Annotated in this window: 24 protein-coding genes; 14 read left to right on the plus strand and 10 right to left on the minus strand. The window is 49.9% G+C overall.

Annotated features, from left to right (window positions below):
* Positions 1–91: 91 nt before the first annotated feature.
* The 3 genes from OGV75_RS13735 to OGV75_RS13745 are packed head-to-tail and all read right to left on the minus strand — an operon-like array spanning position 92 to position 2,818.
* Complete coding sequence (locus tag OGV75_RS13735; RefSeq protein WP_080858575.1) at positions 92–1,534, minus strand: glucosyltransferase domain-containing protein; 1,443 nt, start codon at positions 1,532–1,534, stop codon at positions 92–94.
* Position 1,535: 1 nt separating this feature from the next.
* Complete coding sequence (locus OGV75_RS13740) at positions 1,536–2,459, minus strand: glycosyltransferase family 2 protein (RefSeq protein ID WP_046274452.1); 924 nt, start codon at positions 2,457–2,459, stop codon at positions 1,536–1,538.
* Positions 2,456–2,818: a GtrA family protein gene (locus tag OGV75_RS13745; protein WP_046274453.1), complete on the minus strand. Its 363-nt coding sequence runs from the start codon at positions 2,816–2,818 to the stop codon at positions 2,456–2,458. Before OGV75_RS13745 ends, OGV75_RS13740 begins: the two co-directional genes overlap by 4 nt.
* 271 nt (positions 2,819–3,089) lie before the next feature.
* Here OGV75_RS13745 and deoD point away from each other — a divergent pair, with 271 nt between their 5' ends.
* The 3 genes from deoD to OGV75_RS13760 all read left to right on the plus strand — a co-directional run bounded on the left by deoD (position 3,090) and on the right by OGV75_RS13760 (position 5,922).
* Positions 3,090–3,797: a purine-nucleoside phosphorylase gene (deoD, locus tag OGV75_RS13750; RefSeq protein WP_016156154.1), complete on the plus strand. Its 708-nt coding sequence runs from the start codon at positions 3,090–3,092 to the stop codon at positions 3,795–3,797.
* A gap of 38 nt (positions 3,798–3,835) precedes the next feature.
* Positions 3,836–4,990: an MFS transporter TsgA gene (tsgA, locus tag OGV75_RS13755; protein WP_016156155.1), complete on the plus strand. Its 1,155-nt coding sequence runs from the start codon at positions 3,836–3,838 to the stop codon at positions 4,988–4,990.
* 95 nt (positions 4,991–5,085) lie between these two features.
* The gene (locus OGV75_RS13760) at positions 5,086–5,922 is read left to right on the plus strand and encodes an outer membrane protein OmpK (protein ID WP_016152568.1); all 837 of its coding nucleotides are present in this window, start codon (positions 5,086–5,088) and stop codon (positions 5,920–5,922) included.
* Between the two features lie 47 nt (positions 5,923–5,969).
* Here OGV75_RS13760 and OGV75_RS13765 read toward each other — a convergent pair whose 3' ends face one another.
* From OGV75_RS13765 to dsbA, 4 genes are all read right to left on the minus strand, one after another.
* Positions 5,970–6,656 (minus strand): Crp/Fnr family transcriptional regulator, encoded by a 687-nt coding sequence (locus OGV75_RS13765; RefSeq protein ID WP_016152569.1) that lies wholly within the window; start codon positions 6,654–6,656, stop codon positions 5,970–5,972.
* 121 nt (positions 6,657–6,777) lie between these two features.
* Positions 6,778–7,071, minus strand: coding sequence for a chaperone modulator CbpM (cbpM, locus tag OGV75_RS13770; protein WP_200048886.1), 294 nt, complete (start codon positions 7,069–7,071; stop codon positions 6,778–6,780).
* Positions 7,071–7,991 (minus strand): curved DNA-binding protein, encoded by a 921-nt coding sequence (cbpA, locus tag OGV75_RS13775; RefSeq protein ID WP_016152571.1) that lies wholly within the window; start codon positions 7,989–7,991, stop codon positions 7,071–7,073. Before cbpA ends, cbpM begins: the two co-directional genes overlap by 1 nt.
* A 206-nt stretch (positions 7,992–8,197) precedes the next feature.
* Positions 8,198–8,821 carry a thiol:disulfide interchange protein DsbA gene (gene dsbA / locus OGV75_RS13780; RefSeq protein WP_016156157.1) on the minus strand — a complete coding sequence of 208 codons (624 nt, stop codon included), beginning with the start codon at positions 8,819–8,821 and terminating at the stop codon, positions 8,198–8,200.
* A gap of 397 nt (positions 8,822–9,218) precedes the next feature.
* On the opposite strand from dsbA, the gene OGV75_RS13785 reads away from it, so the two are divergent.
* The 8 genes from OGV75_RS13785 to agp all read left to right on the plus strand — a co-directional run bounded on the left by OGV75_RS13785 (position 9,219) and on the right by agp (position 16,097).
* Positions 9,219–9,623: a VOC family protein gene (locus OGV75_RS13785; RefSeq protein ID WP_016156158.1), complete on the plus strand. Its 405-nt coding sequence runs from the start codon at positions 9,219–9,221 to the stop codon at positions 9,621–9,623.
* A 70-nt stretch (positions 9,624–9,693) separates the two neighbouring features.
* Positions 9,694–10,056 (plus strand): hypothetical protein, encoded by a 363-nt coding sequence (locus tag OGV75_RS13790; protein WP_016152574.1) that lies wholly within the window; start codon positions 9,694–9,696, stop codon positions 10,054–10,056.
* Between the two features lie 48 nt (positions 10,057–10,104).
* A complete protein-coding gene (locus tag OGV75_RS13795) occupies positions 10,105–11,985 on the plus strand; it encodes a protein-disulfide reductase DsbD family protein (RefSeq protein WP_286480805.1) in 1,881 nt (626 codons plus the stop codon).
* Positions 11,982–12,605 carry a DsbA family protein gene (locus tag OGV75_RS13800; RefSeq protein WP_104652247.1) on the plus strand — a complete coding sequence of 208 codons (624 nt, stop codon included), beginning with the start codon at positions 11,982–11,984 and terminating at the stop codon, positions 12,603–12,605. The genes OGV75_RS13795 and OGV75_RS13800 overlap by 4 nt, the downstream gene beginning before the upstream one ends.
* The gene (locus tag OGV75_RS13805) at positions 12,595–13,101 is read left to right on the plus strand and encodes a protein disulfide oxidoreductase (protein WP_094169062.1); all 507 of its coding nucleotides are present in this window, start codon (positions 12,595–12,597) and stop codon (positions 13,099–13,101) included. The genes OGV75_RS13800 and OGV75_RS13805 overlap by 11 nt, the downstream gene beginning before the upstream one ends.
* 134 nt (positions 13,102–13,235) lie before the next feature.
* Positions 13,236–13,991 carry a sulfite exporter TauE/SafE family protein gene (locus OGV75_RS13810; protein ID WP_016156161.1) on the plus strand — a complete coding sequence of 252 codons (756 nt, stop codon included), beginning with the start codon at positions 13,236–13,238 and terminating at the stop codon, positions 13,989–13,991.
* A gap of 69 nt (positions 13,992–14,060) precedes the next feature.
* Positions 14,061–14,768 (plus strand): ArsR/SmtB family transcription factor, encoded by a 708-nt coding sequence (locus tag OGV75_RS13815; RefSeq protein ID WP_016152579.1) that lies wholly within the window; start codon positions 14,061–14,063, stop codon positions 14,766–14,768.
* An 87-nt stretch (positions 14,769–14,855) separates the two neighbouring features.
* Positions 14,856–16,097, plus strand: a complete 1,242-nt coding sequence (agp, locus tag OGV75_RS13820; RefSeq protein WP_016156163.1) for a bifunctional glucose-1-phosphatase/inositol phosphatase — start codon at positions 14,856–14,858, stop codon at positions 16,095–16,097.
* Between the two features lie 38 nt (positions 16,098–16,135).
* Here the strand turns inward: agp and OGV75_RS13825 are convergent, their stop codons facing one another.
* Together OGV75_RS13825 and wrbA are read right to left on the minus strand one after the other, a co-directional pair.
* Positions 16,136–16,363, minus strand: a complete 228-nt coding sequence (locus OGV75_RS13825; RefSeq protein ID WP_016152581.1) for a YccJ family protein — start codon at positions 16,361–16,363, stop codon at positions 16,136–16,138.
* Between the two features lie 20 nt (positions 16,364–16,383).
* Positions 16,384–16,980: an NAD(P)H:quinone oxidoreductase gene (gene wrbA, locus OGV75_RS13830; RefSeq protein WP_003832057.1), complete on the minus strand. Its 597-nt coding sequence runs from the start codon at positions 16,978–16,980 to the stop codon at positions 16,384–16,386.
* A 386-nt stretch (positions 16,981–17,366) separates the two neighbouring features.
* Here wrbA and OGV75_RS13835 point away from each other — a divergent pair, with 386 nt between their 5' ends.
* The 3 genes from OGV75_RS13835 to rutR all read left to right on the plus strand — a co-directional run bounded on the left by OGV75_RS13835 (position 17,367) and on the right by rutR (position 19,317).
* Entirely contained in the window at positions 17,367–17,540 is a 174-nt protein-coding gene (locus OGV75_RS13835) for a con-10 family general stress protein (RefSeq protein ID WP_003036022.1), read from the plus strand.
* Positions 17,541–17,705: 165 nt separating this feature from the next.
* Positions 17,706–18,620: a DMT family transporter gene (locus OGV75_RS13840; protein WP_046274460.1), complete on the plus strand. Its 915-nt coding sequence runs from the start codon at positions 17,706–17,708 to the stop codon at positions 18,618–18,620.
* A gap of 58 nt (positions 18,621–18,678) precedes the next feature.
* Positions 18,679–19,317: an HTH-type transcriptional regulator RutR gene (gene rutR / locus OGV75_RS13845; protein WP_016156165.1), complete on the plus strand. Its 639-nt coding sequence runs from the start codon at positions 18,679–18,681 to the stop codon at positions 19,315–19,317.
* Here rutR and OGV75_RS13850 read toward each other — a convergent pair.
* Positions 19,314–19,709, minus strand: a complete 396-nt coding sequence (locus OGV75_RS13850; protein ID WP_016152584.1) for a lysozyme inhibitor LprI family protein — start codon at positions 19,707–19,709, stop codon at positions 19,314–19,316. The two genes, rutR and OGV75_RS13850, sit on opposite strands and share 4 nt — an antisense overlap.
* Positions 19,710–19,723 lie beyond the last annotated feature (14 nt).

Below are 19,723 nucleotides of genomic sequence, written 5' to 3' on the forward strand. Positions count from 1 at the left end.
AGCTCTGGGTAACTTCTTTTTCGCTGGATATGATTGGTGCTGACTCTTCGAAAATAAAGCCCTCAGCATTAAGTGCGAGGGCTGGAAATAATTAATTGCTATATTTCCCTAAAAACACGATGGCGTTATTGTCCGAAATGAATAATGTATAATATTCATTTGACGAGACCGGTTTAATACCTTTTTTTATGATATCAGATAGTTTGTTTTTATTTTCTTGCTCATCCCCATAACCATGAAGGGTTTGCGTGAACCCTTTGTTGACCAATTGATATGACGCTAAAAACTCAGTAGCTGGAAAAACGAAATGGCCTATAAGTGGTTTGTTATCTATTAATAACCTTGCTCTTTCATTTTTATTCAATTGGCCTACAGTACCAATGGATACGATGTCTTTATGAGTGGCAATGTCTTGCGCAATCATGCTAAAAACAAAATCTTCATATTCTTGTTGTGACTTCATAGCGTTGCTTAGTTGAGCACTAAAAGCAAGCGAAGCAATGACTGGGATCAGTGCAGCGTATTTAAAACGAGGAGCGAAACGCATAATCGGGATAGCAATTATAACCAATATAACTGAAAATGAGACTAAAGTACGGGGAAGTACTGGTGCGTCCTGAAGTAATAATGTTGGCCCCATAAGTGAAATAATGAATATTAAAAAGGATACAGCTCCGTACAAAATAAATGATGCTATTTGCTTTATATTATTACGGTAAGCAATGAGCATAAACACGCAACTTATAAGTATTGGGATTGCGAAGTAAATGTAAACCGGGTGATATAGATAAGAAAGAACCATTTCTTTTAAGGCAATTAATGTTTTGGCCAGATGCTCTAATCCCTCTTGGTCTAGATGTATTAATTCTGCTCGAGAGTTATTTTTAGGCGAGAAGAAAAGCATATAGATAAGAAAAAATGATACGAATAAAATTGTTTTTTTGAATAAGAAAATTATTGATTCCTTGACCTTTACATCTTTTTTTGTTGCGATGATGATTACATCAATTGCAAGCAAACCAATAAAAATATTGGCACATGGTTGATATAAAGTTAAAGATAATACGCCAGCGATTAATTTTGTCGCAACCTCTATCGTCAGATTTTTATTTTTATAAGTATATGCAACCACCGTAAGGAAAAAGGCAATCGACATTCCGAGACTATCATATCTGTACGCAATATTTTGCAAAATGAATGGGTTGAATATTAAAAGTGCGGCAACCATGTTTGCGTTCGGAATATCTGATTTAATCAGGTGTTTACTGAGCGCAAGCGCAGATGCGCCTAAGAAAATACATGATGCGAGCATGGTATAAGGAAATAGGTCCAGGTTATAGTGCCCACTGGCAGAAAAAAATCTGGTTAAAATATCTGCAAAAGGTCGACCTAAACCACGCCAGCCGTAATATCCAGTTATAGACCTGTCTAAATCATCTCTGTAATATATGCCTGCCTGGATTAACGGGTAAATAAACAACAGGGCTAATCCTGAGTAAATAAACAATGCTTTTTTATCGTATCTGGAGAACATTTTAAATCCCGTCTTGTTTTTTAACTATATAACGTGGCCGTTGTTTGGTTTCGATGTAGATTCTACCTATGTACTCACCAAGCACACCGATACCAATTAACTGAATCCCACCAAGGAAAAGGATTGAAACAATAATAGATGGATATCCCGCGACCGGATTTCCCCAAAAAATCTTGTCTATAATCATCCATGCACCGAACAAAAAGGATACAGCGGCTACAAAAAAACCAATGTAGGTCCATATTCGCAATGGGAACGTTGAAAAACTGGTAATACCCTCCAGAGCAAGATTCCATAATTTCCAGCCATTAAATTTTGATTTACCAGCAATGCGTCCCGCGCGTGTGTACTCAACAACATCAGTATTGCCACCTACCCAGCTAAGCACACCTTTCATAAAGAGATTACGTTCCGGCATGAGTTTGATGTTATCAACTACATCGCGGGACATAAGTCTAAAGTCACCAACATTTTCTTCGATCTTTGGATCGCTTATTTTATTGTGTAATTTATAGAACCATTCAGCGGTTTTGCGCTTCAGTTTTCCATCCGTGGAGCGGTCTGCGCGCTTTGCCAGCACAATATCTGCACCCGCAAGCCACTTATCGACCATCAATGGAATTATTTCGATTGGATCCTGTAGGTCAACATCGATCGGAATAACTGCTTCACCAGAGGAACGCTCAAGGCCGGCAAAGATTGCTGGTTCTTTTCCAAAGTTGCGCGTAAATGATATGGGGACGACGAGCTTATCAGATACGGCGAGAGCATTAATGATTGATTCTGTAGCGTCTTTGCTACCGTCGTTGATAAACACAATTTCAACATCATATTTTTTTAGTTCTTCATGTCCACGCACCGTGTTGTAGAAAATAGGTATTGTATCTTCTTCATTGAACACCGGCACAATCAGAGAAATTTTCATTTCGGATCCCTAAAAACAATGAACCTGGAGTATAAGAAGCCGCATACCAAGCTGATGGAGGAGAACTCTATCAACGTTATGAGAGGGGAAATGTTGTAGTGATCAGATACCTGACCAGAGATAAAGCTTAGTAGCCCCATAAATCCAACAAATAGCACATACCCTCGGCCGGTGGCTTTTGCGCTAAATGTAAATTTTGCGTTTGCAAAAAATGAAAATGTCACAGCTATCAAAAACGCCACCACGTTGCTCACGGCCTGGTCATTTTTCATGATGTATACCATGATGCCGAACACCGCCCAATGTAATGCCGTGTTTACAATCCCTACGGAAATGTAGCGTGAAAGTAGCTTTATCATAATTAAGAAAGGTTTAATAGAAAGTGTGCGAGTTTAACATTGATACAAAACGAGATCGACACTTCGACTTTTACCTTTCGCAGAGACTTGTTTTGCGATACATCCGAGCGACTCTGCCGGGAGCGCAGTTTTCCGCTGGGCCACAAGCCCGCAACACTAACTCTCAGAAATGAGAGGCCGATCCTCTGAGCAGGACTTTTGTCCTCAATCCTCTGCAATCCGCTGGTTACAATCCCTGCATATCTTCAATACCCATAATTCAGGAATTGTTATGACTGCACATATTAATGCCAAAGCGGGTGATTTTGCGCCAACCGTTATTATGCCGGGCGATCCGCTTCGCGCTAAGTTTATTGCCGAAAATTATCTAATGGATTACCGCGAAGTCACCAATGTACGCAATATGCTGGGCTATACCGGTCTTTATTTTGGGCAACCTGTTTCGGTGATGGGACATGGCATGGGTATTCCGTCAATGACGCTTTATGCTCATGAACTGGTACATGACTTCGGTGTACAGCGAATTATTCGTGTCGGCAGTCTGGGGGCAACACAACATCATGTCAAAATGCGAGATATTATTCTTGCCATCGCCGCCGGAACGGATTCCGTCACAAATTTAAAACGTAGCGCGGGCTACACGATGGCGACATCTGCCCATTTCCCATTATTGCAGCAGGCGTGGGCATTGGCGCAGAAGGCCGGTATTGACGTTAAAGTCGGCAATGTCTTCAGTGGCGATCTTTATTACGATCCTGACGAAAATTTAATACCTGCACTGGAAAAGTTTGGTGTGCTGGGTGTGGATATGGAAGTGGCAGGGTTATACGCTTTAGCGCATCAGTTTAATATTGAAGCGTTGGCTATATTAACCGTATCCGATCATTGCCTGACAGGAGAAGAAACAACGGCGGAAGAACGGCAGTTAACCTTTAAAAATATGATAGAGCTGGCGCTAAATACAGCTGTTACGGCTTAGCATCAGCATTTAAATGAACCAATCAGAGATGGCATTATATGAAGAATAAAATAGCACTTACGCTGATTAGTTTTCTGGCAAATTTTATTATGGCAGGATTTGCCAGTCAGTTTGGTATGCTGATTGAACCGATTGCAGTACGCTACAGTGCCGATGTGAATACCGTCGCCTCGATATTTTCGTTGCTTAACGGTGGGGCGTTAGCCGGGACCATCGCCGCCTTTTTCCTGATTGAGAAAATCGGCGTTAAGCGTATGACGCTCATTATCTATTCGATAGTGTTCCTCTGCGCTCTGGCAATGCACTTAAGCCCTGGCTTATGGCCGGTGATGGTCGCCATGACCCTGGTGGGTTTCTGCGGCGGGATTGGTCTGTGCGTGGCGGGAACGATCGTGGTTTCGGTTTGGCAGGATCGCATTCAAAGTACGATGCTGGTGGTGCAGGACGCCACCTTTAACGTCGCGGGCGTAGTTTTCCCGCTGATTACCACCTTCGCCCTGACGCACAATATGTCGTGGAGTTACAGCTATCTGAGCGTAGGCATAGTGGCCTTACTCACGTTGGGCGTTGTGGCTCTCACCCGCTTTACCGCCTGTGAAACGGCTCCTGCAGCGGATAGCGCAGACCCGGTGAAATCCGAGTGGAATCCAGGGATTATCAGCGGAGGCATTGGCCTGTTCTTAGGTATGTTGGCGCTGTATACCTTCCTGACCTGGGCACCATTATTTGTGAAGAACAAATTTGGTATTCCCTTCGAAGAAGCAGGTAATATTATTACGCAATACTGGGGTGCTGCGCTGGTCGGCGCGTTAGTCTCAACCGTTATTGTTTCCCGCGTAAAGATACATTATTTCTTGCTTAGCATTATTTTGTTAGCTTGCGTTATTACCACCATCATTGTCACGAAGGAAAATATCTCCGGGCTTGATTATCTGGCCTATAGTTACGGGTTTGTCTGTGCAGCGCTGTATAACTCCTTTATTGCCTACGGGGTTTCTTTCGTGAAGCGCGCGAGTAGCCAGAACGTTTCTTATATTTTAATTAGCGGTAGTGCTGGCGCCATGTTTAGTCCGGCGATCAGTGCGCTAATGGAAAAAACTATGGGGTTGCAGAAAATTATGTACGCAATACCGGTGTTGTATTTAATTATCTTTATTATGTTGATGGGTACATTAAAACTCAAACGTAATTAAACACAGCAATAACGCTTACCTCTTTAATTAGATAGCCCGCCGTCACGCCATTTATCTGGTGGGGCGACACTCAACCTTGCTCAAAGGAATTGAAAATGCTGAAGAAAAATAAATCAATGATGAAAAAAACAGTTCTGGGTGCGGTAATTGCGATGTGCTGTACGCAAGCGCTTGCGGCTGATTATGCTGATGGCAACATCCGCAAAAATGATTTTAACTGGATGCAGATGAACTTAATGCAAAGTGTGGATGCGAAAGTGCCTTATGGTATTCGTAATGACACCTATCTTGAGCTGGAGTTTGGCGCACGATCCGGGATTATCGATCTGTATGGTTATGTGGATTTCTTTGATATTTTGGATCGCGAGCAGGACGATCGTCACGGGGGGGATAACTTCTTTGCCAAGATATCTCCACGTTTTTCCCTGGACGCCATTTTTAATAAAGATTTATCCGTTGGGCCATTTAACGAATTCTATATTGCAACGGTAAATAACATTGGTGACCGGGAATTATTTGAGCATTACGTTGGTCTTGGCACGGATGTTAAAGTGCCGTGGTTTGGTCTGGTGGGAATGAACATTTATGCGCACTATGTACGTGAAAATTACGGTGCAGATAACGAAGGCAAGTGGGATGGTTACATGTTCTCGACCAACTGGTCGACGCCGTTCTATACATTCGCCAACGGCAGTTATTTGAACTATCAGGGGTACTTTGACTACCAGTTCGCCGCGAACAAGATTGCTAACCAGCCGTTATATAGCAATAACGCGATTGAATGGTATAACGGCATCTACTGGCATTCAGAGCATTATGCAGTAGGTTATGGCTTAAAGTATTTCCGCAACATGGCATTGATGGAAAACCACGGTGGAGCGGGGCGTACCACCGGGCTGGGTCACTATTTCAACCTCACCTATAAGTTCTGATTGCGCTGAAATGACACACCAATGCTCCGTTTGCCAGGGTTGGTGTGTCAGTCAATGATGTCATTGCCGAGAAATTTACGCAGCCCATCCAGATCCTTAATCTCCAGTCCTTGCTTCGTGCGCGTTACCAGCCCGGCATCCGTCAGCGCTTTCACCGCCCGCCGGTAGACCCTGTCGGTGGTGCCGAATCGCTCAGCTTCCTGGTATTTTTTATGAAAACCATCCATTGGCTGCTTGTCCTGATGCTGGCGATACAGGTCATACGCCACGTTATGTACGATAGGGTAGAGCATCCGGTGCAGGAAGATTTCCAGCATATCCTGATAATCAACGGCCATTGCGCTGGCGAAAAATATCGCCAGTCTGGGGTGCTGGTTCAGCGCTTCCTCCAGACGGTCACAGTTGCATACCGCCACGGTCAGCGGCTCTTCGGCTACGATATCAAGCTGGCAACGATACCCGGTAAAAAACTCCATTTCGCCAAACAGTTGCTCATCACATTCCATTGCTCCCAGTTGAAAACGGCGACCATTCTCCGCGCTATAACGCAGAGAAATTCTCCCTGACTGCACCATGATTAGTCGATCGACTACCTGTCCCTGGCGGTAAAGATAGTCATCTTCCTGGATAATCTGTGTTTCAGAGAGCAACTCCTGGAATATCTTCTCAATTAAGGCATCATCTTGCTGCCAGATATTGTGAAAACGACCTTTTGTGAGGGGCTTAAGCTGCATGGCTCAACGTCTTATTGTTTGAGATAATTCTTATCGCTGACTGTATGCCATCTGCTGCGCAATGTCATTAAGAGCGGGTTGCGGATAATAAAAGGGCCAGCACCATGCTGGCCTTGACACATTAAGGATGGCTGATAAAGCGAGATAATCGCTGGCGCAGCAGGCGGTTTTCCTGCCGCAGTTGAGCGTTCTCTTCCAGCAATGTCAGCGCAACGGCAATTCCCGGCCAGTCAAGTTCCAGCTCCTGACGCAGGCGTATCGCGCGACGCATGACGGTCAGCGCATGATCGTCAAATGTTTCGTCTTCATGAGGTTCTATCACCCCTAAGCCGACAATCTCCTGTAGCTCTTCTTCTGACACACCGGTGTACAGACAAAACTCGGTAATGGTAAAGGTGACGGTGACGTTAGCCATTATGCTTTCCCCCACTCTTTGCGCGGATCAAAGGTCTTTTGTGCATCCGCCAACTGCTGCCACAGGGCGGCGCTGGCGTCGTCAGGTTTCGGCGGCATGACGATTTTGATCACCGCATACAAATCGCCGGTATGTTTTTTACTTACCAGACCTTTGCCCTTAATGCGTAACCGCTGCCCGGCCTGGCTGCCCGCAGGAATGGTCAGCAGGATGCTCTCTTTTAACGTCGGAACGGTTACTTTCGCGCCCAGCGCGGCTTCCCACGGCGCCAGGGGAACGACCACTTCCAGATCCTGATTAACGATATCGAACAGCGGATGTGGCGCGATATGAATCACCAGCCACAAATCACCGTTTGGCCCGCCGTTTTCACCGGGGGTGCCCTGGCCTTTCAGACGAATACGCTGACCGTTACCGACGCCAGCCGGAATTTTCACATTCAACGTTTTAGGAATTTCACGTTCGACCATGCCGAACGCATTGTAAACCGGCAGGGTGTAACTGATCGTGCGGCTATGCTCAGTAAGCGTTTCCTCGAGGAATACGGCGACTTCAATTTCAATATCGTGCCCGCGGCTGGCATGACGCTGGCGAGACTGTTGCGCATGCTGACCAAAAATGGAGGAGAAGATATCGTCGAAATCTTCGGCGTTATAGCGTTGATTCTCTCCTTGTTGGAATTGACGGTTGAACTGTGGGTCGTTGCGGTGCTGCCACAACTGGTCGTACTCGGCGCGTCGCTGTTCATCACTCAGGACTTCCCAGGCTTCAGCAACCTCTTTAAACCGGGCCTCCGCGTCAGTCTCTTTGCTGACATCAGGATGATATTTACGGGCGAGTCGACGATAGGCGGTCTTGATTGTCTTGAGATCGTCTGTCGGTTTCACGCCCATAATGGCGTAATAATCCTTTAATTCCATAGCGTTCTCTCGTGTAAATCAACACTTGCAGAAGGTGAACCCTGACAACAGGTATCACCGCTAAGTTTAGGGTAATCCTGATAACGGAGAATGCCAACCGGGAAGGGAGGATATTGCTATAAACGATGCGGGCGTTGCACCACCAACAGCGCTTTTTAACGTTATGGCGACTGTTGTGTGGTGCGAATAGAGAGATTAGCTAAACATCAGGATTTAGTGATCAGGAAGCGGACCGTATCAGCATAGTTTTGTACGAACGCGTTAAGGTCATCAGATTTCAGTCCTTTCGGATTGATCATATATTTACCGTTGATAAAAATGGCGGGCACCCCGGTTAAATCTACGGCTTTAGCCATTTCTTGCTGTTTGGCGGTTAGTGATTTCACGGCAAAACTATTCCATGCGGCATCATAATCACTGGCACTGACGCCCGCGCTGATAAATACGTTACGAATATCGTCCGCCGATTTAATGGTTTGTTTTTTCTGCACGGCATCAAAAAGCAACGGTTTAACTTTATCTTGCACGTTCAACAGCATGGCGACGGACCAGGCGTGCGTCATGTCTTGCCCCAGAGGGCCTAAAAAGTCGACGTGGTATTCGGTGAGTTTGACGTCAGCAGGCAAAACTTTTTTCACGTTATCAGTGATTTCAAAAACTTCATCGTACTGATAGCAGGAAGGACAATAGAATGAGAAAAACTTCAGCGCTGCCGGGGCTGAAGCGACGGGTTTTTCCAGTGAGATAAACTCTTTGCCGTCGGTAAATGGTGCTGCCTGAGCGCTAACGGTAAAAAGTAACCCAATCAGGGGTAATAAATATTTTTTCATTTCCATATACTCTAAATAACATTCAATAAACAAATTTTCTGCGAATGAATACGCTCTTCATTGCGTCGGGCTATAATACGATAATCACCTAAAAATGCGCTGACCCTTACTTTCATTTACGCATCAATACGTAGCGGGACAGTATTTATGTACTGTTCTGCGAATATCCTTTGGTACTCTTCGTAAATAGTGAATGATCACTTCCGTGATATTTTCGTAATTATTTTGGCAATGTTATATTGTAATAAATAAAAACGAAAATATGATTAATTATCATTTAATTTATAAAACGTGAGCAGCAACGCGTTGCGCTATGTTCTGTCAACGCAGCCGTAAGATTTTCTTTTTCTTGTAGCGTTTGAATGAATAGGGTAAGTGTCAGTGATGAGCAACCAAAATGGATATCGCTATGATTGACCACCTGGATCATCTGGTATTGACCTCGAATAATGAAGAAGCATGCGTTCGTTTTTATGTCGAACTTTTAGGGATGAGGCTGGAAACCTTCGCGCAAGGGCGGAAAGCCTTCGTCTTTGGCAATCAGAAAATTAACCTCCACATTCGGGGAAAAGAGTTTGAACCCAAAGCTTATGCGCCAACGCCGGGGGCGCTGGATTTGTGTTTTATCACCACACGTGCGCTGGAAGAGGTGATAGCCACGTTTCAAACGCACGGGGTCGATATTGTTGAGGGGCCGGTTGCACGAACCGGTGCGATGGGACCGATTCGCTCGGTTTATGTCAGAGATCCCGATCTCAATCTGATTGAAATCGCGGTATATCCTGCTGATGACAGGACATAACTTTACAGCGCAAAGGTTGCCAAAACCTGGTGAGTGGTTAAGATAACTCGCATCAATCAGTGAGGGTATAATGGCGAAACGTCAACGGATGGGATGGTGGTTCCTCTGTCTGGCATGTGTTGTGGTGATGGTTTGCACCGCACAACGCATGGCGGGCCTGCACGCGTTGCAGATGGACACCGTTGCCACAAGCGTGGTCGTAAGCGCACAAGCGCAGACCGATGAGGCCTCGTCCGTTACCCCTTGTGAACTGAGCGCGAAGTCATTACTGGCGGCGCCCCCGGTACTGTTCGAAGGCGCTATTCTGGTGCTGTGTCTGCTACTGTCGCTGCTGGCGCCAGTGCGGGCGTTTCGTCTGCCTTTTTTCCCACCGCGAGCCATCTCGCCGCCCACGCTAAGGGTACATCTGCGATTTTGCGTCTTCCGTGAATGACAGAACAGCCGTTGCTGACTGTTAGATAATTATTCACGGAGAAAATATATGATGACTGTTTTCAGGCAGGCGCTGCTCTGTCTGTTATTGCTATGGCTGCCCGTATCCTGGGCGGCTGAACCCGGCTGGCTGCGTTCACCCGATAACGATCACGCCAGCGTGCGGTTACGCGCTGATACGTCCTCAGGCGGCGAAACTCGTCTGTTGCTGGATGTTAAACTGGAGGACGGCTGGAAAACCTACTGGCGTTCGCCGGGCGAGGGAGGCGTCGCGCCATCTATCGCCTGGCAAGGGGAAATGCCTGCGGTCGACTGGTTCTGGCCAACCCCTGCACGCTTTGAGGTCGCTAATATCACGACCCAGGGCTATCACGATAATGTGACGTTCCCGATGGTTGTGCGCGGCAGATCGCCCGCCACGCTTAGCGGTGTTTTGACGCTATCCACCTGTAGCAACGTTTGCCTGTTGACGGATTTTCCCTTTTCCGTGACCTCCACGACCCAGGACCCGACTTTTGCGCATGACTATGCGCAGGCAATGGGGCAGATTCCGCTTGCCAGCGGCCTGACCGATACTTTGCGCGCTGGCGCACGGGCCGGCGAGCTGGTCGTCGAGGCTCACCGCGCGGGAGGCTGGACTGCGCCTGGGCTGTATCTGGACGCCGTTGATGATGCTGATTTTGGCATGCCGCAAATTCACGTCGCAGGTGAGACGTTACGCGCCACGGTACCCGTTCATGACGGTTGGGGGGAAGGCGCGCCGGATTTACGCGGTAAGTCGGTCACGCTGGTGCTGGCAGATAACGGTGTTGCCCAGGAAAGTCGTCTTGCGATTGGCGAAGCCCCGGTTATTGAGAACGCCTCACTCCCATTGTGGCAGGTGGTGCTAATGGCGCTGCTGGGCGGTTTGATCCTCAACCTGATGCCCTGTGTGTTACCGGTTCTCGGCATGAAACTGGGCTCTATTTTGCTGGTTGAGGAAAAAAGCCGTCGCCAGATCCGCCGTCAGTTCCTCGCATCGGTAGCCGGGATCCTGGTCTCCTTTATGGCCCTGGCGCTATTGATGACGGTGCTACGTTTAACCAATCAGGCGCTGGGCTGGGGGATCCAGTTTCAGAACCCGTGGTTCATTGGAGTCATGGTCGTGGTGATGCTGACGTTCAGCGCCAGCCTGTTCGGGTGGTTTGAATTCCGCCTGCCTTCGGCGATGACCACCACGCTGGCGACTCACGGTGGCAACGGCTTGTCGGGACATTTCTGGCAAGGCGCATTTGCGACCCTGCTCGCCACGCCGTGCAGCGCCCCGTTTCTGGGAACAGCGGTAGCGGTGGCATTGACCGCTTCGTTACCAACGTTGTGGGGACTGTTTATCGCACTTGGCCTGGGGATGAGCTTGCCGTGGCTGCTGGTGGCTCTGCGTCCCGGTCTGGCGCTGCGTTTGCCGCGTCTGGGACGCTGGATGAATATTTTGCGGCGTCTTCTCGGTGTCATGATGCTGGGGTCGGCTATCTGGCTTGCGACGTTGCTGCTCCCACATTTAGGGCTGGCCGGACACGCTAGCGCTAAAGAAAGCGTGAACTGGCAACCGCTTAGCGAGCAGGCGATTGAGGATGCGCTGGCGCAAAATAAGCGAGTGTTCATTGACGTCACTGCCGACTGGTGCATCACTTGTAAGGTCAACAAATACAACGTATTGCATAAAGATGACGTACAGGCCGCTTTGCAACAGCCGGATGTAGTGGCGCTGCGCGGCGACTGGACGCTCCCTTCTGAAGCCATCACCGAATTTCTGAAAAAACGCGGCCAGGTTGCTGTGCCGTATAACCAAATTTATGGCCCCGGTCTGCCGGAAGGCCAGGCGTTACCAACGTTGTTGACCCGCGATGCGGTATTGCAAACGTTGACCGACGCCAAAGGAGTAACCCCATGAAAATAATGATTGTTCTGCTGTTAACCCTGTTTTCTGCCGTCAGCGTAGCGAAAGAGCCTGCACCGTTTACACCGGAACAGGAAAAGCAAATTGAAGCGTTAATCCAGGATGCCCTGTTTAACGATCCCAACAGCCCGCGGATTGGCGCTAAGCAGGCGAAACTGACCCTGATAAACTTCACCGATTACAACTGCCCGTACTGCAAGCAACTGGATCCCATGCTGGAAAAAATTGTGCAGAAATATCCTGACGTGGCGGTAGTGATTAAACCGCTGCCGTTTAAAGGGGAAAGTTCGGAACTGGCGGCGCGGACCGTGCTGACTACCTGGCTTGAGCATCCGCAGCAGTTTCTGGCGCTACATGAAAAACTGATGCAGAAAAAGGGTTACCATACCGATGTCAGTATCAAACAGGCGCAGGAAAAATCGGGAGCCAGTCCGGTGACGTTGGATGCCCAAAGTGCTGAAACGCTAAGCACTAACCTGCAATTGGCGCGACTGGTGGGCGTGCAGGGCACCCCCGCAACGATTATTGGTGATGAGCTTATTCCCGGTGCGGTGCCGTGGGAAACCCTTGAGGAAGTGGTCAAAGAAAAGCTGGCGGCGGCCAATGCTCAGTAAACTGCGCCGCTGGCTGCGCGAAGGGCTGATCTTACTGGCGCTGTTGGCAGGGGCGATGCTGCTGATGGATGCCTGGCGCGCGCCGCAGCTCCCTGGCTCTTTTGACAGCACGCCTTTGCAAACGCTGGATGGTGAAACCGTCACGCTGGCGGCGCTCAGCAAAGACGAGCCGGTGCTGCTTTATTTCTGGGCGAGCTGGTGCGGCGTTTGCCGCTTCACGACGCCGGAAGTCGCCAGGCTGCGTTCGGAAGGGGAAAACGTGATGACCATTGCGTTACGCTCCGGCAGTGAAGCTGAGGTGTCTCGTTGGCTGTCGCGTAAAGGCGTGGACTTTCCGGTCATCAATGATGCGAACGGGGCAATTTCCCGCAGTTGGGCGATTAGCGTCACGCCCACGCTGGTGGTAGTGTCACAAGGTCGGGTGGTGTCAACAACCAGCGGCTGGACCAGCTACTGGGGCATGAAGCTTCGGCTGTGGTGGGCCAAAACGTTCTGATAATGTGCCGGGGAAACCCGGCATTTTTTATATTATTACCCGTAAGCGGGAAGACATATTTCGTTGCCTGGCGAAGCGAGCACCGCGATTAACGTCCAGAATGGGTCATCTTCTCTTTTTCAGGAAAGTGCAACATGACGAGTTCGTTAGCGTTTGGGCCCGCTCTGGTGATGATGATTGCCGCCACGTTTGTCCTCGCCGGGATGGTAAAAGGCGTCACTGGTATGGGATTGCCCACCGTGGCTATGGGGATCCTCGGATCGCTTATTTCGCCGGTTGCGGCGGCGGCCATGCTGCTGTTGCCTTCGCTGATTAGCAATCTGTTTCAGTTTGGCGGTGGCGGAAATACGCGTCAATTAGTCAAACGACTGTGGCCGATGTTATTGACGGTGGTGGTGGCGACATTGCTTGCCAGCGCCTGGATTACCGGCGGCGACACCACCCGTACCCAGTTTGCGCTCGGCGTGGCGCTGGTGGCTTACGCTATCTGGACGCTGGCCGGAAAGAAAATCGCAGTGGCTCCGCAGCATGAAAAACCGTACTCCCTCGTCATAGGATTTGTTACTGGCTTATTGACTGGCGGAACCGGTGTATTTGTGATGCCCGCCGTGCCCTGGATCCAGTCATTGGGTTTTGAGAAAGATGAACTGGTTCAGGCGCTCGGGATCTCTTTTACGTTTTCGACATTGGCTTTGGCGCTTGGTCTGTGGTGGCACAACGCGCTGCCCGTACAGTCGTTGAGCTTATCGGCTTTGGCCATTGTTCCTGCGCTGATTGGTCAGTGGTTAGGAACCCGTGTACGACGGGTTATTTCTCCGCTCGTGTTTAAACGTTGTTTTCTGTTTTGTTTGGTCGGGTTGGGTATCGAGATGATGCTGCGTGCGGTATGACCTGTGCGGTGACTTTAGAACGCATTCATGGCATCGTTAATTCAGACATTCAGGGTCAAAGAGGTCGCTATGGCATCAGTGATGTTAAGTGAGGAAGAGGGCGCTCTGGAGTCGCGAATGGCGCTCACCGCGGCGGCGATGGCCGATAAATCGCGCTCGCGAATGTTGTGCGCCCTGATGGATGGCCGCGCCTGGACCGCGACCGAGCTCAGCGCAGTGGCGGATGTGTCAGCGTCGACCGCCAGTGCGCATCTGGCGCGTCTGTGCGAACAACGTTTTGTTGTGGCGCTCGCGCAGGGCAGGCATCGTTATTTTCGCCTTGCAGGCTCTGATATCGCTGAACTGCTGGAGCGCCTGATGGGCGTGGCGTGGGCTACATCTACGCCACGAAAAATCACGACGCCGCCAGGCTTACGACATGCCCGAACCTGCTACGATCATCTCGCTGGCGAGGTGGCGGTGAGGCTGTTCGATACGCTGGTTTCCCGTCAGTGGTTAACGCCGGATGGTGAAACGCTGACGTCTCTTGGGCAGGAAAAACTGGCACAAATGGGGATTGTCCTGGCTGCGAGCGCATCGCGGCGGAAATTAACCTGCGGTTGTCTGGACTGGAGTGAACGACGTTACCATCCCGGCGGCGTGCTTGGCGCATCGCTGCTACGCTGGCTGATTGAAAAACGATGGATAAAAACGGAGCTGAGTGGTCGCCGCGTCACCTTCACCCCGCTTGGCATTCGCAAATTAGAAACCGAGTTCGGTATTAAAACGACACCATAGATGGTGCGTTTTGCGAAAGCGTTCCGGGAAATATGTCATATTTCTGTCACACTCTGTTGTGATTGATAACAACAAGAGGTCGTAGGGATGAATAAATCGTTAATCGCCGCAGCCGTGGCAGGGGCTGTATTAATGTCAACCGCCGCGCAGGCGCAGACCGCGCCGGAAGGCTATCAGCTTCAGCAAGTATTGATGATGAGTCGGCATAACTTACGCGCACCTTTAGCCAATAATGGCAGTGTTCTTGAGCAGTCCACCCCCAAACAATGGCCAGAATGGGATGTCCCCGGCGGACAACTGACCACCAAAGGCGGCGTGCTGGAAATCTATATGGGCCACTATATGCGAGAGTGGCTGGCAGAGCAGGGGATGGTGAAATCGGGCGAATGTCCGGCGCCGGGTACGGTCTATACCTATGCTAACAGCCTGCAGCGTACGGTCGCGACGGCGCAGTTCTTTGTCACCGGTGCTTTCCCGGGTTGCGACGTCCCGGTCCATCATCAGGAAAAAATGGGCACCATGGATCCCACCTTTAACCCGGTGATCACCGATGATTCCGCCGCCTTCAGCCAGCAGGCGGTTCAGGCAATGGAGAAAGAGCGTAGCCAAATGCAGCTCAACGACAGCTATCAGTTGCTTGAGCAAATGACCGACTACAAAGACTCTCCATCCTGCAAAGAAAAACAGCAGTGTTCCCTGACCGATGCCAAAGATACGTTTAGCGCGAAATATCAGCAGGAGCCTGGGGTTTCGGGGCCGCTGAAGGTCGGAAATTCGCTGGTTGATGCCTTCACGCTGCAATATTACGAAGGCTTCCCGATGGACAAGGTCGCCTGGGGCGAGATTAAATCCGATCAACAGTGGAAGGTTCTGTCGAAGCTGAAAAATGGCTATCAGGACAGCCTGTTCACCTCCCCGGAAGTGGCGCAGAACGTCGCCAAACCGCTGGTGAAGTATATTGATAATGCGCTGGTTACTGAACGCGTAAAAGCGCCAAAAATAACCGTGCTGGTGGGGCATGACTCAAACATCGCATCGCTGCTCACCGCGCTGGATTTCAAACCGTACCAGCTTCACGATCAGAACGAGCGTACGCCGATTGGCGGGAAGATTGTCTTCCAGCGCTGGCATGACAGCAACGCGAATCGTGATCTGATGAAAATCGAGTACGTGTATCAGAGCTCGCAGCAGTTGCGTAATGCTGACGTTCTGACCCTGAAATCCCCGGCGCAGCGCGTAACGCTGGAGCTGAAAGGGTGTCCGATAGATGCGGATGGTTTTTGCCCGATAGATAAGTTCGACAGCGTGTTGAATGAGGCGGCTAAGTAAAAGAAAAACTCCCCCGTGTTCGCGGGGGAGTCTGAGCGCTAGACGTTTTTGCGTTCGATAGTCTGTTCACCCCAAAAGAGCGAATCTTTGTCTGTTTTCTTAAAGGCTTTGATGAGCACCTCGTCGCTACCTTCTTCCCAAATTTTTTCCGCCAGTTTCTCGTCATAATGCGCGACTTCAAAAATGGCTTCGGCTATTTCCGGCGATGTATTGCGCAGACTTGCCCATTCGCCGACGCGATGGGCTTTCGCTTCTTGAGTTGGCATTCGAATCCTCCTGTTGAAGATTAGCCGTTGAGTTTTACTGCCAGACCTGCGACATATTCACCCTGATAGCGGGCGATAGATAATTCTTCCTGACTTGGCTGGCGTGAGCCGTCGCCTCCGGCGATGGTGGTTGCGCCGTAAGGGGTACCGCCGCGAACTTGAGAAACATCAAACAGCTCTTGCGCCGCGTAACCGATAGGCACAATCACCATCCCATGGTGAGCAAGCGTAGTCCAGGTTGATGTAATGGTTTGTTCCTGACCGCCGCCGGTTCCTGTCGAGCTGAATACGCTGGCGAGTTTGCCGTACAGGCCGCCTGAAGCCCACAGCCCGCCAGTCTGGTCGAGGAAGGTGCGCATCTGACCGGACATATTGCCAAAGCGTGTGGGGGTACCAAAAATAATGGCATCGTAATCTGCCAGTTCTTGCGGGGTTGCGACTGGTGCGTTTTGTGTTTTGCCACCAGCTTTGAGGAAAATCTCCGGCTGCATGGTCTCTGGTACACGCTTAATAATTACTTCCGCGCCATCTACCTTATTTGCGCCTTCTGCGACTGCATGGGCCATAGTTTCAATGTGTCCGTACATGGAATAATAAAGCACCAGAACTTTTGCCATTTTACACTACTCCTCGAGTTAACCGTGTCCGTAGCGACTCGCTACCTACCTTTAAAGATATGACGTACTGTCAGGAGTGCAAATTTCACAATCACTTCTTTGATTTATAACAATTTTTATAACAACTTCTCTTGTTGCAAAATGATACATATTTAACCGGGTGGAATTTGGTAGTCATAAGAAAGACTTATTGATTTCTCGCTGTGATTATTTCTCTATCACCACCAATCCTGTTGCAGGATATTACAGTTAGCGGCTGCTCAGGCCACGCTTCACTATGCTTAATCCCACGCAGTTATTTTCAGGGTATCGCCCGTAACGCTGCGTGAGGTATCACTCCTCAGTACCTATGCAATATGATGTCTAATCAATGACGGAGGTCAGTAATGGCAAACCATCGAGGCGGTTCCGGCAACTTTGCGGAAGATCGCGAAAGAGCATCAGAAGCAGGTCGAAAAGGTGGCCAGCACAGCGGGGGCAATTTTAAGAATGACCCGCAACGCGCTTCAGAGGCAGGCAAAAAAGGGGGCAAAAATAGCCACGGCAACAACAAATCGTAATTGCCGGGCTAGCTGTCAGATATGCCGTGACGGCTGAGGATCAGAGTCAGACGTTACGTAGCCACCCACCGCCGCCGGTTTCTTCCGGCGGTTTTTTTTGTCTGCAAGGTTGAACTGTAACAAAACGCAACGCAGACTAACGACATTCAGTTAATCGGGTGTCTCATGTCATTACTTTCTCGTTATTCCTTCTCTGTTAAACCTCAGGAAGCGATCCTCATTGTGATCACTATGTTCTGGGGTGGCACGTTTTTGGCAGTGCAATATGCCGTTACCCTGAGCGGACCTTTTTTCTTTGTCGGCGTGCGTTTTGCCACCGCTGCGCTGGCGGTCGCGCTTTTGTCACTATGCACATTGCATAAACTGACGTGGCTGGAAGTCAAAGCAGGCGTTGCGATCGGTATCGCAATTGCGTTGGGCTATAGTCTGCAAACCTGGGGGCTACAGTTTATTCCCAGCAGTAAATCGGCGTTTATTACCGCGATGTATGTGCCGTTGGTCCCGCTTTTACAATGGCTGTGTCTGGGGCGTATGCCCGGCCTGATGCCGTGTGTCGGCATTGTGCTGGCCTTTATCGGGTTGATTTTTCTCGCCGGACCGGGAGGCAATTTGCTGGCTTTAGGCGAAGGAGAGTGGATCACACTCGCCGGCGCGGTGGCGATTGCGGCAGAAATTATCCTGATTAGCGCGTGGGCGGGAAAAGTGGATGTGCGGCGGGTAACGGTGGTACAACTGGCAACCGCTTCGATAGTGGCGTTTATTGCGATGGGACCTGCCGGAGAGACCGTACCCCCGATGTCTACGGGATTGCTGGTGGTGGCGCTGGGGTTGGGGATTTTCAGTGCGATTATTCAGGTTACCATGAACTGGGCACAGCGCAGCGTTTCGCCGACGCGCGCGACGGTCATTTATACCGGTGAGCCGGTGTGGGCGGGGATCTTTGGTCGCCTGGCGGGGGAACGCTTACCGCTACTGGCTTTGCTCGGCGCAGCATTCATTATTGTTGGCGTGCTGGTCAGCGAACTGAAGTTCAAAAAGAAAAAAGGGGTAGTGCAAGAGGCACCGCCGGAGTCGCTTTAATTTAACCATTCACCGCGTGATTTGGTATGCTGACGCCCTCACAAGAAGGAGAGGGCGCATGGTCCAACGCGCAGAGAAAAAAACAGGTAAGCGCTCGCAGGCCGTCAGTGCAAAACGCCAGGCCATATTAACCGCGGCATTAAATATCTTCTCCCAATATGGGATCCACGGCACGCGTCTCGAACAGGTCGCTGAGCAGGCGGGTGTGTCAAAAACGAATCTGCTTTATTACTTCCCGTCAAAAGAGGTGCTCTATATTGCCGTTTTGCGGCAAATCCTCGACGTCTGGCTGGCTCCGTTGAAGGCTTTTCGCGAAGACTTTGCGCCGCTAGTGGCCATTAAAGAATACATTCGCCTTAAGCTGGAAGTGTCGCGCGATTACCCTCAGGCTTCACGACTGTTTTGTATGGAGATGCTGGCAGGTGCGCCTTTATTGATGGCTGAATTAACGGGCGATCTCAAAACGCTAATTGATGAGAAATCGGCGCTGATTGCCGGTTGGATCAAAAGTGGGAAACTGGCTCCGGTCGATCCGCATCATCTGATTTTTATGATTTGGGCTTCAACCCAGCACTACGCCGACTTTGCCCCACAGGTAGAGGCGGTAACGGGCGCAACGCTGCGTGATGAAGCCTTTTTTAACCAAACGGTGGAGAGCGTGCAGCGGATGATTATTGAAGGGATCCGCGTGCGTTAACTGGCTGGCGGTAACGGACAGCTTAAATCGCCCTCTTCGCACTGTAAGAGCGAGGCGAGAAACGCTTCACGCTCGTTGGTTTTATCCGTCAGACACTGGCTGGAAATCATCGCCTGGACGCTACCGCCTTCGGTGCCGGAACTGATTAACGCGCAGTCCGCATCGCGCAGGGTTATCCATGAGATTTGCGCTTTTTTCAGTAAATCGCGCTGGGTTGGGGCGGCGCGCTTAAGCGCATTCTGATAAGTGTCATTAAGTTTGGTGTCGGCCGCCTTAAACTGCTCTGCCGCACAGGTGTTCATCTCAATCTGAGTGTTCGCGTTGGCGCAGTCATCCGCCAGCGCCTGGCCGCTCAACAGCAGCGCTGCACATGTCAGTACGATTCGTTTCATGCTTCCCTCTGGAT

This window comes from Citrobacter sp. Cb028, assembly GCF_030336705.1.
Classification (GTDB): domain Bacteria; phylum Pseudomonadota; class Gammaproteobacteria; order Enterobacterales; family Enterobacteriaceae; genus Citrobacter; species Citrobacter braakii.

Bases quoted from the DNA above. Each gene is read 5' to 3' on its own strand.
- OGV75_RS13835 (WP_003036022.1), top strand. From the start codon at position 17,367: ATGGCAAACCATCGAGGCGGTTCCGGCAACTTTGCGGAAGATCGCGAA.
- cbpA (WP_016152571.1), bottom strand. From the start codon at position 7,991: ATGGAATTAAAGGATTATTACGCCATTATGGGCGTGAAACCGACAGAC.
- OGV75_RS13850 (WP_016152584.1), bottom strand. From the start codon at position 19,709: ATGAAACGAATCGTACTGACATGTGCAGCGCTGCTGTTGAGCGGCCAG.
- OGV75_RS13800 (WP_104652247.1), top strand. From the start codon at position 11,982: ATGAAAATAATGATTGTTCTGCTGTTAACCCTGTTTTCTGCCGTCAGC.
- wrbA (WP_003832057.1), bottom strand. From the start codon at position 16,980: ATGGCAAAAGTTCTGGTGCTTTATTATTCCATGTACGGACACATTGAA.
- OGV75_RS13840 (WP_046274460.1), top strand. From the start codon at position 17,706: ATGTCATTACTTTCTCGTTATTCCTTCTCTGTTAAACCTCAGGAAGCG.
- OGV75_RS13785 (WP_016156158.1), top strand. From the start codon at position 9,219: ATGGATATCGCTATGATTGACCACCTGGATCATCTGGTATTGACCTCG.
- OGV75_RS13790 (WP_016152574.1), top strand. From the start codon at position 9,694: ATGGCGAAACGTCAACGGATGGGATGGTGGTTCCTCTGTCTGGCATGT.
- OGV75_RS13765 (WP_016152569.1), bottom strand. From the start codon at position 6,656: ATGCAGCTTAAGCCCCTCACAAAAGGTCGTTTTCACAATATCTGGCAG.
- OGV75_RS13795 (WP_286480805.1), top strand. From the start codon at position 10,105: ATGATGACTGTTTTCAGGCAGGCGCTGCTCTGTCTGTTATTGCTATGG.
- OGV75_RS13815 (WP_016152579.1), top strand. From the start codon at position 14,061: ATGGCATCAGTGATGTTAAGTGAGGAAGAGGGCGCTCTGGAGTCGCGA.
- OGV75_RS13740 (WP_046274452.1), bottom strand. From the start codon at position 2,459: ATGAAAATTTCTCTGATTGTGCCGGTGTTCAATGAAGAAGATACAATA.
- dsbA (WP_016156157.1), bottom strand. From the start codon at position 8,821: ATGAAAAAATATTTATTACCCCTGATTGGGTTACTTTTTACCGTTAGC.
- tsgA (WP_016156155.1), top strand. From the start codon at position 3,836: ATGAAGAATAAAATAGCACTTACGCTGATTAGTTTTCTGGCAAATTTT.
- OGV75_RS13810 (WP_016156161.1), top strand. From the start codon at position 13,236: ATGACGAGTTCGTTAGCGTTTGGGCCCGCTCTGGTGATGATGATTGCC.
- OGV75_RS13745 (WP_046274453.1), bottom strand. From the start codon at position 2,818: ATGATAAAGCTACTTTCACGCTACATTTCCGTAGGGATTGTAAACACG.
- OGV75_RS13825 (WP_016152581.1), bottom strand. From the start codon at position 16,363: ATGCCAACTCAAGAAGCGAAAGCCCATCGCGTCGGCGAATGGGCAAGT.
- agp (WP_016156163.1), top strand. From the start codon at position 14,856: ATGAATAAATCGTTAATCGCCGCAGCCGTGGCAGGGGCTGTATTAATG.
- OGV75_RS13805 (WP_094169062.1), top strand. From the start codon at position 12,595: ATGCTCAGTAAACTGCGCCGCTGGCTGCGCGAAGGGCTGATCTTACTG.
- OGV75_RS13760 (WP_016152568.1), top strand. From the start codon at position 5,086: ATGCTGAAGAAAAATAAATCAATGATGAAAAAAACAGTTCTGGGTGCG.
- deoD (WP_016156154.1), top strand. From the start codon at position 3,090: ATGACTGCACATATTAATGCCAAAGCGGGTGATTTTGCGCCAACCGTT.
- cbpM (WP_200048886.1), bottom strand. From the start codon at position 7,071: ATGGCTAACGTCACCGTCACCTTTACCATTACCGAGTTTTGTCTGTAC.
- OGV75_RS13735 (WP_080858575.1), bottom strand. From the start codon at position 1,534: ATGTTCTCCAGATACGATAAAAAAGCATTGTTTATTTACTCAGGATTA.
- rutR (WP_016156165.1), top strand. From the start codon at position 18,679: ATGGTCCAACGCGCAGAGAAAAAAACAGGTAAGCGCTCGCAGGCCGTC.